Origin of the sequence: Streptomyces sp. NPDC048424, from assembly GCF_040651555.1 — a bacterium.
Lineage (GTDB): Bacteria > Actinomycetota > Actinomycetes > Streptomycetales > Streptomycetaceae > Streptomyces.
This window is the reverse complement of record NZ_JBEZKE010000050.1, coordinates 1-13,890: the sequence shown is the minus strand read 5'-3', so window position 1 is coordinate 13,890 and position 13,890 is coordinate 1. Positions and strand designations below refer to the sequence as shown.

Annotated in this window: 18 protein-coding genes and 2 pseudogenes; 8 read left to right on the top strand and 12 right to left on the bottom strand. The window is 70.0% G+C overall.

Annotated features, from left to right (window positions below):
- Positions 1–189: 189 nt before the first annotated feature.
- Together AB0D29_RS36710 and AB0D29_RS36705 are read right to left on the bottom strand one after the other, a co-directional pair.
- On the bottom strand, positions 190–687 hold the full coding sequence (locus AB0D29_RS36710; protein ID WP_362860194.1) for a hypothetical protein: 498 nt from the start codon (positions 685–687) through the stop codon (positions 190–192).
- Between the two features lie 57 nt (positions 688–744).
- Positions 745–1,143 carry a hypothetical protein gene (locus tag AB0D29_RS36705; RefSeq protein WP_362860193.1) on the bottom strand — a complete coding sequence of 133 codons (399 nt, stop codon included), beginning with the start codon at positions 1,141–1,143 and terminating at the stop codon, positions 745–747.
- Positions 1,144–1,829: 686 nt separating this feature from the next.
- Between AB0D29_RS36705 and AB0D29_RS36700 the strand changes: the two genes are divergently transcribed.
- Positions 1,830–2,213 (top strand): hypothetical protein, encoded by a 384-nt coding sequence (locus AB0D29_RS36700; RefSeq protein ID WP_362860192.1) that lies wholly within the window; start codon positions 1,830–1,832, stop codon positions 2,211–2,213.
- Positions 2,210–2,821, top strand: a complete 612-nt coding sequence (locus AB0D29_RS36695) for an ATP-binding protein (protein ID WP_362860191.1) — start codon at positions 2,210–2,212, stop codon at positions 2,819–2,821. The genes AB0D29_RS36700 and AB0D29_RS36695 overlap by 4 nt, the downstream gene beginning before the upstream one ends.
- Here the strand turns inward: AB0D29_RS36695 and AB0D29_RS36690 are convergent.
- A complete protein-coding gene (locus tag AB0D29_RS36690) occupies positions 2,776–3,027 on the bottom strand; it encodes a hypothetical protein (RefSeq protein WP_362860207.1) in 252 nt (83 codons plus the stop codon). The two genes, AB0D29_RS36695 and AB0D29_RS36690, sit on opposite strands and share 46 nt — an antisense overlap.
- Positions 3,028–3,766: 739 nt before the next feature.
- Between AB0D29_RS36690 and AB0D29_RS36685 the strand changes: the two genes are divergently transcribed.
- Positions 3,767–4,495: a hypothetical protein gene (locus tag AB0D29_RS36685; protein ID WP_362860190.1), complete on the top strand. Its 729-nt coding sequence runs from the start codon at positions 3,767–3,769 to the stop codon at positions 4,493–4,495.
- A gap of 94 nt (positions 4,496–4,589) precedes the next feature.
- Here AB0D29_RS36685 and AB0D29_RS36680 read toward each other — a convergent pair whose 3' ends face one another.
- A complete protein-coding gene (locus AB0D29_RS36680) occupies positions 4,590–5,078 on the bottom strand; it encodes a hypothetical protein (RefSeq protein ID WP_362860189.1) in 489 nt (162 codons plus the stop codon).
- Between the two features lie 739 nt (positions 5,079–5,817).
- On the opposite strand from AB0D29_RS36680, the gene AB0D29_RS36675 reads away from it, so the two are divergent.
- The 4 genes and pseudogenes from AB0D29_RS36675 to AB0D29_RS36660 form a co-directional block, all read left to right on the top strand.
- Positions 5,818–6,642 (top strand): RHS repeat-associated core domain-containing protein, encoded by an 825-nt coding sequence (locus AB0D29_RS36675; protein WP_362860188.1) that lies wholly within the window; start codon positions 5,818–5,820, stop codon positions 6,640–6,642.
- 6 nt (positions 6,643–6,648) lie between these two features.
- The gene (locus AB0D29_RS36670) at positions 6,649–6,906 is read left to right on the top strand and encodes a hypothetical protein (RefSeq protein WP_362860187.1); all 258 of its coding nucleotides are present in this window, start codon (positions 6,649–6,651) and stop codon (positions 6,904–6,906) included.
- A gap of 24 nt (positions 6,907–6,930) precedes the next feature.
- Positions 6,931–7,335, top strand: a complete 405-nt coding sequence (locus AB0D29_RS36665) for a hypothetical protein (RefSeq protein ID WP_362860186.1) — start codon at positions 6,931–6,933, stop codon at positions 7,333–7,335.
- A gap of 278 nt (positions 7,336–7,613) precedes the next feature.
- Positions 7,614–7,781 (top strand): annotated as a pseudogene (locus AB0D29_RS36660) (Tn3 family transposase); the annotation flags it as partial.
- A 429-nt stretch (positions 7,782–8,210) separates the two neighbouring features.
- Here the strand turns inward: AB0D29_RS36660 and AB0D29_RS36655 are convergent.
- Positions 8,211–8,750 (bottom strand): hypothetical protein, encoded by a 540-nt coding sequence (locus AB0D29_RS36655; protein ID WP_362860185.1) that lies wholly within the window; start codon positions 8,748–8,750, stop codon positions 8,211–8,213.
- A 59-nt stretch (positions 8,751–8,809) separates the two neighbouring features.
- A complete protein-coding gene (locus tag AB0D29_RS36650) occupies positions 8,810–9,862 on the bottom strand; it encodes a hypothetical protein (RefSeq protein ID WP_362860184.1) in 1,053 nt (350 codons plus the stop codon).
- Between the two features lie 894 nt (positions 9,863–10,756).
- Between AB0D29_RS36650 and AB0D29_RS36645 the strand changes: the two genes are divergently transcribed.
- Positions 10,757–11,260 carry a hypothetical protein gene (locus AB0D29_RS36645; protein WP_362860183.1) on the top strand — a complete coding sequence of 168 codons (504 nt, stop codon included), beginning with the start codon at positions 10,757–10,759 and terminating at the stop codon, positions 11,258–11,260.
- A gap of 379 nt (positions 11,261–11,639) precedes the next feature.
- Here AB0D29_RS36645 and AB0D29_RS36640 read toward each other — a convergent pair whose 3' ends face one another.
- The 6 genes and pseudogenes from AB0D29_RS36640 to AB0D29_RS36615 all read right to left on the bottom strand — a co-directional run.
- Entirely contained in the window at positions 11,640–11,963 is a 324-nt protein-coding gene (locus tag AB0D29_RS36640) for a hypothetical protein (protein ID WP_362860182.1), read from the bottom strand.
- Positions 11,960–12,328, bottom strand: coding sequence for a DUF6247 family protein (locus tag AB0D29_RS36635; protein ID WP_362860181.1), 369 nt, complete (start codon positions 12,326–12,328; stop codon positions 11,960–11,962). The genes AB0D29_RS36640 and AB0D29_RS36635 overlap by 4 nt, the downstream gene beginning before the upstream one ends.
- A gap of 38 nt (positions 12,329–12,366) precedes the next feature.
- Positions 12,367–12,564: a type II toxin-antitoxin system Phd/YefM family antitoxin gene (locus AB0D29_RS36630; RefSeq protein ID WP_362860180.1), complete on the bottom strand. Its 198-nt coding sequence runs from the start codon at positions 12,562–12,564 to the stop codon at positions 12,367–12,369.
- Between the two features lie 82 nt (positions 12,565–12,646).
- Complete coding sequence (locus AB0D29_RS36625) at positions 12,647–12,829, bottom strand: hypothetical protein (RefSeq protein ID WP_362860179.1); 183 nt, start codon at positions 12,827–12,829, stop codon at positions 12,647–12,649.
- A gap of 342 nt (positions 12,830–13,171) precedes the next feature.
- Complete coding sequence (locus AB0D29_RS36620) at positions 13,172–13,378, bottom strand: hypothetical protein (protein ID WP_362860206.1); 207 nt, start codon at positions 13,376–13,378, stop codon at positions 13,172–13,174.
- Positions 13,379–13,578: 200 nt separating this feature from the next.
- Positions 13,579–13,890, bottom strand: a pseudogene (locus AB0D29_RS36615) (hypothetical protein); the annotation flags it as partial.

The window sequence follows — 13,890 nt, the reverse complement described above, 5'->3', positions numbered from 1 at the left end:
CCTGCGGTGCTGCCGGGTGTTGTCCAGGGCCTAGTCCAGTTGCTCGTCGGTCACGCCGTGGAAGGTGCGGATCGCCGAGCGCCAGACCGGAGTCGCGGTCATGCGCTTGGCCTGCTGCTCGCGTGTCCGGTCCGCCCACGTACTGGTGGTGCGCAGCAGCTCGCCGATTCCGTCGGCGCGGCTGGCGCGTCAGGCGCTGAGAAGGGACCGGATGGTCTGCTGCGTGCTCGGCTGCCGGCGGGCGAGTTCGAGAAGCACTCGCTGGCTGCTTCGGCTGATCCTCTCCAGGGCGAGCTCGGAGCGGTCGTCGCCTGAACGAATGAGGAGCTTGACGACGTCGACAGACTGCTGATCGCGTCTGCCCAGCGCGGAGGCTGGAAGTTCGGCGAGAAGTTCGTGCTTGGCTCCGTGATCGATACGGGCAACGACCGAGGAGACTGACGCAGCGTCGATCGCAGCCTTTGCGTGATGCTCGTCCTCCGCGCCCTCCTGGCGAGCTGTCCAGTGCAGGGAGAGGGCAAGGAGGGCGTAGACCGCTGCACTGCCGGTGGCTTCAGCGATCCCCCACCCCGCCAGCCGCTGGCGACGTTCGTCGCGAAGGCCGGGGTGTAGGTCGTGCTGCTGGAGCAGTAGGTCAGCGGCACGGGCTGCCGCGGCCCATAACGGTGACGGTGTCGAGGAGTCCATACGTGGATTGTGCCTCCCCGCCGCCTGCGGCGGGGAGGCTTACGGCGGGCCCGCGGGTCAGAGGCAGCGCACGCCGTAGGACTCGCTGGTGGAGTCGTTGGAGACGACGATGCCGTCCTCGACGATCGTGGCGAGAACGCGGGTCCGGTAGTAGTAGAAGGGATCTGAGGCCCGCCACTCGCAGGTGAATGCCGCTGTGGTGTTGCGGTAGGGCGGAGGACACGCATACTGCCTTGCCGAGCTGGCCACGGTAATCCACCGCCCGGGACCGGGAGCCCACAGTTCGATGTCGACCTCGCTGTTGCACGCCTGCGGGCGGTGGGGGATGCATCCCAGGATTCCACCGGTGCCCGTCATCGTGCTCCCGCTGTAGTTCGGCCTCTGCGCGTTCAGACTGCAGGTCACGACGTCCTTCGTGGACGGGGTGCTGCTGTCCGGGACCGAGAGCTCCACCACTGGGCGAGGGACCTCCTGAGGGCCGTTGGCAGCGTGGGCGGTGCCACTCACCAGGACCAGGACCCCGGCTACGGCAAGCAGTGAACGGAACGGTGCTGTTGGTGCGCAATGTACCTCCCAAGTAGTGAGGATTTGCGAACAGAGCACCGAACATATGTGCGGATTCACGGCTACAGAAGGCGAAGATGCGCCATAGACACCTTGGTTGTGTGATCGCGGCCTGGCCCGCGCGCCCGCGAGGCGCGCACGGGCAGGAACACTCCAGCCGGTCCGTTGATGCCGGACAAAGTGGTCGGCCGAGCGGGCCGTCCTGGCATCCGGCAGCGACAAAGGGACTCCATCATCCAGCCCCGCTCCCGTTATTGACGGCGGAGCTGGGCGCAGTCCGCTGTGAGCTGGATGAGCAGGTCGCTGTCTTCGTCAGGGAGGTCCCGCTGGAGCAGATGTGAGACCCCGCGGTGAAGGCGTAGCGCTTCACCGGTGCCGGCAGCGGCGAGGACGGCCGACCACAGGGGGTTCGCGCGCCGGCAGTCCGCGCACGGTGTGGGCGCACCGGCACGGTGTGGGCCGTGCGCTCGTACGGCGTCTGTGGTGATCCGCTACGAGCTGCCCGAGGGCGGGCGGGGGACGGTGTGGCGCACCGTCACCGGGTCCGTCCACGACGGGCAGGAGAAGAGCGGCCCGTGGTGAGCAGTGGTTCTGAGGACGAGGAGCGTCAGCGCCAGCAGGCGGTGCGGCTCCAATTCGGCGAGCACGCCGGGGAGTGGGGGCGGAAGGTGATGGCCGCGCTGCGGACCGCTTATCCGTCCCTGCGTGACTACTGGGAGGAGATCGCCCAGGAGGCGCACGAGAGGACGTTGCGGGTGTGGCTGGAGGGCCGGGGCGAGCCGGATCGCTCTCCGCTCCCGTACATGAAGAGGGTCGCGCGGAACATCACCGTGGATGCGCTGCGGTCGCCGGAGCGGCCGCTGGAGGACGAGGCGCTGCTGCCGTTGGTGGAGGAGCGGGGTCTGCACCAGCGTGATCTGCTCACGCCACCGGATCCGGTGCTTCGGCCCTGTTCCAGGTGATCAACCAGAGGTATCTGAAGTCGTCCACGATCCTGACGACCAACGTCGGCATCGCCGACTGGGCAGGAGCCTTCGGCGACGCCACCGTCGCCGCCGCGATGCTCGACCGCCTTCTGCACCGCGCCGCAGTCGCGGGCGTCCGACGGCCCCTCCTACCGGCTCCGCGGTCACCTAAATCAAGCGGAAACCCTCCGCGCCGGGGTGAACGCCCGTGTCTCCTGACCACGCTCCCGTCACCGAGGTCGAATCCTGAACCGGCCGAGGCTATTCGGCACGCAGCAGCGCCCCGAACCGAAACACGGTCCCGGGGCGCTGCTGTTCGGTGTTCAGGCTTCGATGTACGCCACGATCGGGATGGTCGTGGTCGCCTACATCGAAACCTGACCAGGACGACCACGATCACATCGCCAAGCGGCGAACGTCCCGCCAAGTGTCGGACGACACTGCAACTCGACGTCGACGGACCGACGGTCCATCGGGATTCCGGCCGATCGGCAGCGACGATCTTGAAGGTGAATTCCCACGAACCCGCAAAACGAGGCGGCCGTTGTGGTGCAGGCCACTACCTGTTCTGCGCGCTCAGGAGCAGGACCGGGGCCTTGGGGTAGGTGGTCCCGAGCGCGGTAGCCAGCGTTTCGGGCGGCATGCCGTCGTCGCACAGCAGCGGCACAGCCGCCTCGCGGATCACGGATAGGTGCGCGGTCCAATCCGCGAGTGGGCCCGAAAGGTCGACGTCCGCCTCGCACAGCGGCTGGTCGCCGATCGTCTCCCAGTCTGCGTACTCGGCGGCGCCGTGCCATCCGCACGCGCACACCCCCTCTCCCACATCCCCGCCCACCGGTCGGCCGGATCCCGTCTGCAACCCTGCCCCGCCCCCACACCCGCCCACACCCCGGCGGCCCCAGCAACCAACACGCGGCCGTCCTTGCCGACACCGCGGTGTTCGTCGGCAAATCCGCGACGACCTGGTGGTAGGCGCCGTGGAGCGCGGAGGCGAGTCCGGCGAGGTGGGCTGCGGGTTCGGCGTCCAGGCCGAGGGCGGTCAACACGGTGGGCTGGGCGCTTCCCAACGGTCCCCGGAAAGGAGCTTGGCCCGCGGGTCACCCCACCGGTCCCCGGCCCGGGCGTAGACGTCGCGGCGGCCCAGGGCACGGTGAAGGTGCCCCAGCACGCAGAACGAGTACGCCGCCTTGTCCGCCAGCCCCGGCGCGGCGCCGGGAGCATCGAAGACCAGGCGCCGCGGCCGACCCGGTCACCAGCTCCCGCTCCACCGCGCCGCCCGCGCGGGCACCGGACGCAACCACCTAACTCAGGTGCTCCAGTTGCGCGTCCCCAGCTAGCGCCGTGACACTTTATTTATGGACCACGTAATTCGGAGATCTGATGCGAAATCGGAGCCAACCGTACGGAGGCCCGCTGAAATCCGCGAGGGCTTCACTGCAGTTCACCAGGCAGAGATCGACCGTCTTGTCGGAGCGCACTGGAAGGCTCACGCCGAAGCAAACGCTCATGTCCTAGCGGCTGAACAACGGGCACACGCCCCCATCCTTCGCATGATGGAGCAAGACACTGACGCCGCCTCTGCTTTCCGGGAACTAGCCCACCGGCGACGTGAGGCGCATGTGACGCAAGAAGATACTTCCGGCGTCGCCCCCACACATTCCTGGGATGCCCAGGCGAGGGACGCACTCAAAGGCGTTAAGCAAGGAGTCAACATCTTTGTGCCACCGTATGACTGGCAGATAACTGACCCTGTGCACAATGCTGCCGGAGCCTCTGCAGACAAGGAGGCCGGTTGGTTCGACTGCTTCTCGCCCTTCGACCACGATCATAGCGGGGCAAGCTGGGCAACCGCAGGTGTGGGTGTGGCGCTGAAAGCATCAGTCGACGGACTCGCGCGCATTGCACCCCCCATGGACGACAGATGGGACTGGCACATAATCGCCCATATTCTCTCGGCGTACACAAATGGCGTGTGCAAAGTCGTAGTTCAGGATCCTGTTTCTGGCGCAGTGTTGGGCCCTCAGGGGGAGCGGACGATCGAGCTATGGCATCACACATCCCAAAGCGGAGCCAATGGTAGCGGGTCAGGGTCTTTCTTCGCCTCAGATATCGCACCCACGGTCACACTGGCGGCTGGTCAGATATTCAATGTCAGTTTCTTGGCGAGTATTTTTGCCGATCAATCCGGAGGTGATTCTTTCTTCGGGTGGTCAGTCGCCGACTGCTATCTGCATGTGCGCTTGCCATTCTTCACAGTCCACATGAACCACCCCTATTGAAGTCGGCAGGTTGGCTGGGTTGGCTCTGTAAACGACGAAGGGCTCTGGCTCAGGTTTGAGCCAGAGCCACTACCCGTGAATAAGGCCAGCGGGGTCAGGGGTGGAGGTAACTGTTGAGGTAGCTGCGGGCCGCGTCCTCGCTCGTGCCGAGCGCGACCGCCACCTCCTCGATCGGCACCTCCCCGGCGACGACCTCGTACGCCGCCTCCTGGCCGGCCTGGGCGATGACGTACCGCACGTCGGCCAGGGCCTTGAGCGCAACCAGCGGCTCTGTGGCGGCCAGGCCGTCGAGCCGGCGCGCGAGTTCGGTGAGGAGTTCGGTGAGGTCCGCGGGCAGGGGGACGGCCGCGTCCCGGATGACCGACAGGTGCGCGTCGTAATCCTGGAGCGGCCCGGACAGGTCGACATCGATCTCGTAGAGGGGCTTGTCGTTCGGCAGGGTGGTCCAGTCGAGCGGGTACTCGGCCATCCCCCGCCAGCCGCAGGAACACCTGCCGCGCAGGACCGCGGCCCGGGGCCGGCCGTACCGGCCGTCGTAGACATGCCACTCACCCGACGACGGCACGTCCGGACCGCTGCCCACGTCGAAATAGCACGGGCCCGGCTCGCTCCCGTCCGCGAGCAGCACCCCCACCGGCCCCCAACGCCCTGAGCACCCTGTCCACCACGACCAACCCCTCCCCGCCAGCGCCCGATCGGGCCGGCCGAGCGGCCGGTCCGCGACGTCCAGGCTGCCCGGTCGGGCAGCCCGCGCACCGGGATCCACCGAAAGCAGTACGGGTGAGCTCGCCCCCCTGCGCGTTCGTCACCGATCCGCGGTACGGATGGGCAGCGGCCTGCCTGGAAGAGTTCGGCAGGTTCCCGGTCCAGGTGTGCACTGCAGCACGCCGCACGGTGCCCGAACGCCAACATCGCCTTCGAGCGCGTACGCGCGCCGTGCCGGGCCGAGGAACGGCAGGCGGCCGGCCCGTGGGCGGGACCGCACGTGTGGCGGCTGTAGGCCATCGCTACGCGCACGTGCGGGTCCTCGCTGCCCTGCAGGTAGGTCACCATGTCGGCGGTCAGGTGAGGGTTGCCGGCCACGGCGTGTAGCACCTCCTTGTCCCCGGTCGCCAGCAGCTGCGTGAACTGGTCGAACGTCAGCGGGACACGACGAGCGATGTTGGCCACGACGGCTGGATCGGCGAGGCAACGCTCGTAGTAGTCGTCAGGGACGCCCGGGTGCTCGGCTCTGGTGGCTGCAGCACGCACCTCGGGGTCCGGGTCAGTGAGCAGGGCCAGCTGCACGGTGATCGGCCGGTCCCGCCAGGTGGCTGCGACCATTGCGCGCACCTTGGCATCGGAGGCGGCCGCGAGCTCCGTCGGTATTCGGTCGTAGGCCTCGACCAGGTCCTCGATACTCATCGGCACCCCCCACCCCGTTCGGCGGCACCCGTGGCACCGCCCCGACCGCCTGGTCCGGCACCCGCGGCTTCCTCGGCGGCGTCAACGAGGCCACCGGCCTCACCCACCTCGGAGCCCGCGACTTCGACCCCGCCACCGGCCGCTTCATCTCCGCCGACCCGCTCTTCGACGCAACCGACCCCCAGTCCCTGGCCGCTTACACCTACAGCGACAACAACCCGCTCAGGTACAGCGACCCGTCGGGGCTGGCCCTGGAGGAGTGCGCCAGCGGGATGTACCGCTGCCAGGGCGGAACGAAGGTCCTCGGCGAAGGCCCGCGTTACCAGGCGATCGTCGCGCAGAACAAGGCCGAGGAACCGTACCGGAAGGCCGCACTGGCCGCGTACCTGGTGAGCGTGGGAGTCAAGCCGACCGGGTGGACCGGCAGCCTGGTGGCCAACGCCGCGGACGAGATGAAGAAGGCGCGCCGGGCCTACGGCGAGCAGCTGGAGAGGGAGTACCGCCAGAACACCAACTTCAAGTACGAGACGGTGCCAGGCCAGACGCAGATCCCCGGGGCGGAGCCGTACGACGAGATCGCGACAGGCAAGGCCAAGAGGTCGGAGCTGATGGTCTGCGCGTACATCCTCGTGGCCGACTGCTACGACGCGAAGCAGATCACCGGCTGGGCCGCGAGCGTAGCGGCGGACGCATACCCAGGGGCGGAGAACGAGGGGCAGAACGCCTACCGGCACTTCACCTGACAGGCCATGATCACGGCCAAGCACGGGGCCCAGACCGCCGAGATGGTCGCGGACGCCCACGAGGCGTACGGCGACCGGGAAGGCCACAACTATGCTGATCACCTCTCGGACCTGGTGAACAACGAGTACGGCCGCCAGATGGGCGAGAAGATCGCCGCAGCCAACCCCGGGGCCTCGGAGTCCCGGCTCAGGGACGCGATCACCAGGGAGGCAAAGAACTACATGACAAGTGGGAACTGTGCCCGACCCAGTGACTTCGAGTAACCCGCTCCAGAAGGGAGATGTCGGATGAGGAGTGGCGTCCGTCTCCTGATCGGCTCACTGGTGGCCGTCCTACCGCTGGCGGTGTCCTGCACCGTGCAGACGGACGAGGACAGGGCGCGGCATGTCGTCGGGTCCTGGAAGTCGCCGACCCTGGGCACGATCGAGTTCCTCAAGGACGGTGCGCTCGGAGAGGTGAGCCTGCCTCCCAGCGTGTGTCACAAGGGGTCGTGGTCAGCCGACACGAAGTTCACCGGTACCTGGCGACCCTGGCATCTGGACTCCGTCGGGCCGGCTACGGAGGTCACGTTGACGGCTGCCGCCGGTGGCCCGACGTGCGACCTGTTCTTCCTGTACTCCACGGATGAAGGTCAGGCAGAGGTGGACCTGGCCTATGCCCCGGAGGGTAGCGAGCCCTTCGTCCGGCAGTAGACCAGCAGGCCGGTCATCGCGGAGAGCCTGAGCCTCCGCACGAGGGGTCGTGCTCATCCCACCGAGGATGAGCGCGACCCCTCTTCGCATCCTGGCGTCGCCGGTGGCCGCACGCGGTTCCCCGGCGCCCCGGCCGATGGCGGACCCCACTCTCTCTGACTCTCTCGGTTCTGGAGCCCCACAGCCGTGGGTGAGCGGGGCGAGGTCGGTGATGCCCATGGCGTACGCGCCGATCCGCCCAGCGAGCACATCCGCGCGCATCGAGGTCGCCCGCGGGCTCGACGACCGACAACGCCTCGTACTCGGACATGGCCTTCGGCCTCTACGAGCTGCTCGGCTTCCGCTTCGCCCCGCGCTTCCGCGACCTCTCGGGCCAGCGGTTCTGGCGGGCCGGCCTGCCCGACGGCGAGGTGCCGGCCGACGGGTACGGGCCGCTGGTGGCGCTCCCGGCCATACGGCTCCGCCGCGGCCGGCTCGACCAGGCGCAGCTCGCAGCTCTCGGCGAACTCGGCATCGACTGGGCGCGGTAGGACTGGGCGCGGTAGGACCGGGATGCCGGTGCTCCTCGCGCTGGCATCTGCGGGGTCGGCCGGCTCGTCCGCGCCTTCAAGGTCGGGAAGCCGCCCCCGACCGCCGAACTCAGGCGACATGGACCCGTGCGTTCTGGGCTACGAGGGTCCCGGCTCCCGAGCAGCGGGGGTCGGGCTGAAGCCGGAGCCGAACGACCTGGATCTCTGCACCAGCGTGGAACAGACCGTGTAGATGTCCTTCAACGCCGACCGGCCGGTGAGGCCGCCGACGGCTGGTCGGCGGCTGGTCGGCGGGCGGATGGCTACGGTGCCTCGCCCGTTTCCTGCCCGTTTGCTGTGCAGCCGTCACTCCCGGCAGCCGTAGACCGCGGCCACCTCCGCCAGCCCCTCCAGGCCGCCGTCCGCGCCACTTCCCTCGCCCACGCGGGCGAGCAGGAGCACCCGGGCCGGCACGCCTGCGGCCGCGTATGCGGCGAGCCGGTGATGACCGTCCAGAATCGCGCCGACCAGCCACCGCTCCTTGTACAGGGCCTCCACGTACCGGTCGTCGATCCAGCCGAGGACCACCGCGGCGGGCCGCTCCCCCGCCGCTACGGCGGCCGCGTGCCGGGCGACGGCCGCCGGGTCGAGCGCTTCCGGCGGCTGCGAGGGCAGGAAGGCGCCGTATGCGAACGGCACCCGGCCTCCCGGAACGGGCGTGGCGAGCTGGAAGTGCGCGACGCCGGGCCAGTAGTCCTCGGGACGGTCGCATTCGGGGCGGTCGCCGTCGTCGCCGTCCGCCTCCGCCCGGGCTGCCGCACGGCGGTACCACCACGACCGGGTCGGCTCGGCCACCCCCTCCAGGGGGAGATCGAGGAGGAGGGCGCGGTAATGGCCGGTCTCCAACTCGCCGAGTACGGGGCTCCATTCGGCGAGCAGCGCGGTGTCGAGCCGATCCAGGTCAGTCAGTCGCCCCGCATGCGGGCCGCGATCCGGGCCGCCTCGTCGTCCGGCCAGTCCAGCAAGGTCAGGCCCAGCTCGCACGTGTCGCACAACGAGCCGACCCGGTACAGCGGTTTCCGGTCGAACGTCAGGCACCGGTCCCAGCGCGGCCAGGAGGAGCCGGGCGACGGCGGGTCGAAGGCGACCCGGATCCGGCCCGCGCCCTCGTCGACAGAGAACCGGGCCCGCGCGCCGGACTCGACGACGGGGTTCCGCACCACTGCGGGCGCGCGCTCGGTGCGGCCGTCGGCCCAGGCGGCGCGCACGGCCGCCGCGTACGCCGCGCCGCTTGCCCGCTCCGGCAAGAGCGGGTCGCGGCCGGTGAGCCGTACGAGTGCGTGGTGGACGTCGTACACGCGTTCCTCGCCGCTCTCGGCCAGCCATCGAAGCAGGTGCGGTACTGCGGCAGGATCGCCCATCAGCTCCAGGGCGACGGTGAACGCGGTGTGGTCGAGTCCGGTCACCTCGGACAGCCTCCCGGCGATCGGCGCCGTCCACGCGCGGGCACCGAGGCGGCCCAGCGCGAGCGCGGCACGGCCGCGCGGGGCGGCGGGGTCCTCCAGGAGGGCGCCGAGGAGCGGCGCGAAGGACGGGTCGCCGGAGAGCCCCATGGCGTCGACGAGCTCGGGGGCGGGCGAGCCGCCGGTGCCGGCATTGCCCCCACTGGATGCAGGGGCGTCCTGCGCGTAGGTGCGCAGGAGCTCGGCGGGCAGTCGCAGGCCGCGCACCACAGCGGTCCTCAGGAGGTCCTGGCGGTCGTCGCCGGCGAGCCCGGGCGCGGCCAACAACCGCAGCAGCACCGCGTCGCCCGGCTCGCCGAGGCTTCGCAGGAGCCAGGTGAGGTAGGGGCGGAAGGCCGTGTGGTCCGTGTCCGATCGGTACAGCTCCTCGACCGCCCCGGCGAGAGGACCGGGCCGGTCGGTGTTGGGCGAGTGCAGCGCGTACAGCGCGGTCCACGGGTCGTCGGCGCACAGAGCGGCGCGGAGACGTACCCGGACGGTGTCGTGATCCCCCATGCGAGGAGTATCGGCCACGTACGGGGGGCAGCGGACACGGCAGGCGTAGCGGCGCCTGGGCGCGGGCCCGGTCGCCGAGGTCGAGGTCGAGGCCGCGGGGGGCATTCAGGCCTTCGGCCAGCGGGCGCCAGGAGCGCTTCGCGTCCGTACTCGCGGGCGCAGCCCACGGATCGGCGGCCTCCCGCACCGGCGCCAGCGCGGCACCCGCTGGAGCGGATCCGGCTGGCGGTCCCGTCACCCGATGTCGGTGGCGTCCAGCGGGCGGGTGAGGAACCTCCACAGCAGGTCCCTCACCCGGTGCCACACGGATCGTCCTCGCACCCCGTCACCGCGACGGCCCCCGTCACCGCTACCACCGTGGACACCATGGCCGGAGAGGCCGCCGACACGGTCTCCCGTCCCGCCCGCGGACGGGGGCTGGACCTTGCACGCGGCTGTCAGAACGAACGGGTGGTGACGAAGGCTCATGGCTACTCCTCGTATGGCAAGCGGAGGGATGATCCGTCGGAACCCGCGGACCGATCGGGTGGGTCCCGAGATCCGAAGGGCGCGCCGCCGGGACCGGGACCGTTCGCCGATTGCTGCTCGGCGTGACCTCGTACCTCGATTGAGCCGCGGCGGAGCTGGCCGAGTCACGTCACTCGCTCTCGGGACTTGACCGGGCAGCGAACCCCCTTGGCCGGGGGCGCGCGTGGCCCGGCGGTTCGGCTGCATCCGTCCCCGCAGGCACAGCCCCCTGCGCAGACGAAGGGCTCGTTCTGCGGGCGGTCAAGCCCCGAGTTCCAGGGTCATGCTCCGCTGAGCGGGGTGGCGCTTACTGGAACCAGGTGCCGCAGGCGCCGGAAAACAGCTCAGGGGCTCGGGACGGACGGGCATGCATATCAGGAGTCAGCCGTGGCGATGGTAGGACTGTTCTGGATCACCGAGGACTCCGTGTACGTGGGTTCCCCGCCGAGTGCTGAGGGCCACTGCGTCCGCCTCACCTCCGAAGGAGTACAGGCGCGGAGCCCGGAGGGCATCCGGGCGTGGCCGTGGGCGATCCTGCGCTCCGCGGGCGTGGAGGCCGTGCCCGTCGAGGGCGACACACGGGGCGGCGGCCGCTTCCTGGTGGCGGTGCTGGAAGCGGTGGTCACGCTTGCGTCCGGCTACGGCGGCGAGGAGCCGCCACAGATGTTCGTGGTCCTGGAGACGGCGGACGGGACGGAGGAGGTGCAGGTGTCGGCGGCGACCAAGGGCTACACCTCCCGGGAGATCGCTCTGTCCCGGCACCTCCTGGCCCGGTTCCGGGAGGGCACGGCAGACCCCGGGACCCTCACGGCCTGGAGCCGGGAACACAGGGGTGGAACACCGAAACCGCCCGAACGCGAAGCCCTCCTGCGGGAGTGGACACACATGTGAACCCGACGGACGGACGGGGAGGACGGTCGCCGACGCGCGCGCCGGGCTCGCGTCGACCGGTTCCGGCGGGAGTGGGTACGACCGCCAGCGGCCACCACCGCACGCCACCCCGAACTTCCGGAACAGGACACGCCCACCCAGATGATCGCCATCACCGCCAAGTCCAACCGGGCCAGCCGGCAGGGCCAGCCGACAGGGCCCGGCCAAATGGCTGCCCCGACCGCCACCTACCACTGCGCGTATGTCACCGGCTGGGCCGAGACCACGCTCCGCGGAGGCCTGGTCGCCGACGACCGCGAGCGCGAAGCGTCCCTCGGACCCCGGCCAACCGGTGCGCCGCAACCCGGCTCGGCCGGCACCGAGGCCGTGCGGTGTCCGGTCAGGCCCAGAAGGCGTCGGTGACGGTGATCTGGGGGTCGGCGCGGCGGCGGGTGAAGGTGAAGATGAGCCAGCCACGTCCACCGGCGAGGTCGGCGATGTGCGGGCCGCCCGGGCTGGTCGAGGCCAGGGGGCGGACGGTGATCCAGTGCGGCAGTGACACATCGGCGTCGATGCCCCGGTAGTAGGGATCCGGGGTGGTGATCAGCTCGGCGCGGGCTGACAGGACCAGCTGCTTGCCGTCCTCGGGCATGCTCTCGAACTCCTGGAGCGCCTCTGCCGTCCAGTCCATCTTCCAGGGCGGGAGTGGGAGTTCATCGGTCACCGACCGGGCTCCACCACAGCCGCCTGGCGGCGCAGCCGGCTGTACTCGGCCAGGAGCCGGGCGGACTCTTCGGGGTCCTCGGATTTCGCGGCGGCGGCTTCGAGGTCGCGCAGGTGGGCTTCCAGGCCTGGGTCGCGGGCGATGGCGTACTGGGTCCACCACAGGCGCATGAAGGCCGGTACCGGGGTGAGGTTGAAGGCGTCGCCGATCGCGCGGCGCCAGTGGGCCTCGAAGTCCGGCAGCAGATGCGGGGCGTGTTCCTGGATGGCCAGGCGCAGGGCCTGCGGGGTGCGTTCGGGCATCGGCGGCACCTGGCGGGGCTTCTCCCCGCCGGGGCCGTCGAAGTGGACGGGCTGCGCTGTCATGACGAAGGGACTCCTGGTCTGCCTGCGGTCCGACCTTTTCAGGCGGCACTCCGGTCGGCGCCGGAAGCCGACGGGTGCTGGGCCATGTACTGCTCGAACCACTCGGCCGGCACGAGGTAGGCCAGGGTCTTTCCCTTGCGGGTGATCGCGGCAGGTTCCCCCGCGATCCGGGTGCGGTCGAGGATCTCGCCCATCTGCTTGCGGAGGTCGATCGTCGTGTACGTCTTCGGCTCCATCCCCCAACCCTACCCCAACTATCATAGTTGCGATAGTTCCTTCCACCTTGAACCAACAGGGCGGACGCTGGGATGCGTGCCGTCACCACCTGTCCTGCGCGGTCAGAAGCAGGACCAAGGCCTTTGAGCGGGTGGTCCCGAGCACGGCGGCCACCCGTTCGGCGGACATGCCGTCGCCGCACAGCGCGCCGGCGGCCTGACGGCCGACCCGGGCGGCGATCCGCTCCAGCACCCCGGCCGGCGCGCAGCGCGGACAACGGCGCATCCGCAGCAGTGGCGTTCAGCTGCCCGGCCATCTCGACCAGAAGGGCGGCCAGCCGTTCGGGCAGCGGGACGGTGGCGTCGCGGACGACGGACGCTTCGTACAGGGGCCGTGTCGCCGATCGTCTCCCAGCCCAGCGGGTAACCGAGCCGCGCTGCGCCATCCGCACACGCACACCACCCGCGACGCCTCCGCGCGCGGACGGCCGGCGACAACAACCAGTGCAGTTGGGTGCCAGGCTTCGCGGCACATCCCAAAAACACGACACCCGATAGGGTTAAACCCAACATCTAGGTGGGGTTAATTTTGCCGAGGTGGAGGCGGGCCATGCCGAGCCAGGAAGAACTATTTCGACGCGGTGGACGCACTGCTGGAGGGCGAGCCGCGCTTGCCCTCTCCGGCGGAGCAGGCGCGGCTGCGTGAGGCGGCCGGCGTCACGCAGGCCCGGCTCGCGGCCGCGTTGAAGTCGACGCCGCAGACGGTGAAACGAAAGTCAAGGGGGGCATCGCGGCCCGATAACCCGTCGAGGAACACGTCCGGCATCTCGTCCATGCAGGCAACAGCGCCGGACTGCCCGTCGCATTGCCCTGTCCGGCCGGCGCTGTCCGGTCCGGGGTGGGGCGGAATCAGGGCCGACAGGACAGACCAAAGCCCCTGCGGTCCGACGGGCCCGCAGGGGCTGATCAGCTACACGGCGGCTTCACCGTGTGAACCGATACCGGTACGGGGGGCCACGGCGCCGGGTCTCCGGTTCAGCTGGAAGCGTCCGGGCTTGCTTCCGCAGGGGCCTCGCCGGTCTCGGGGGACGACTCGGACTGCGGGGCCGAGGCTTCCTCCTCGGTCGGGACCGTGCGCGGAGTCTCCCCCGCGTCCGGGGTCTCGGTCTCCGTCGTGGGGGCCGGGGTCTCGGTGGTGGGGGTCTCCGTCGTCGGGGTTTCCGTCGCGGGGGCCGGGGTCTCCGTGGTCGGCGTCTCCGTCTTCGGGGTCTCCGTGGTCGGAGCGGGCTTTTCGGGCTTGTGCTCGCAGTAGACGGTGCCCTTGTAGAACTTGCAGCCCGGCATGTT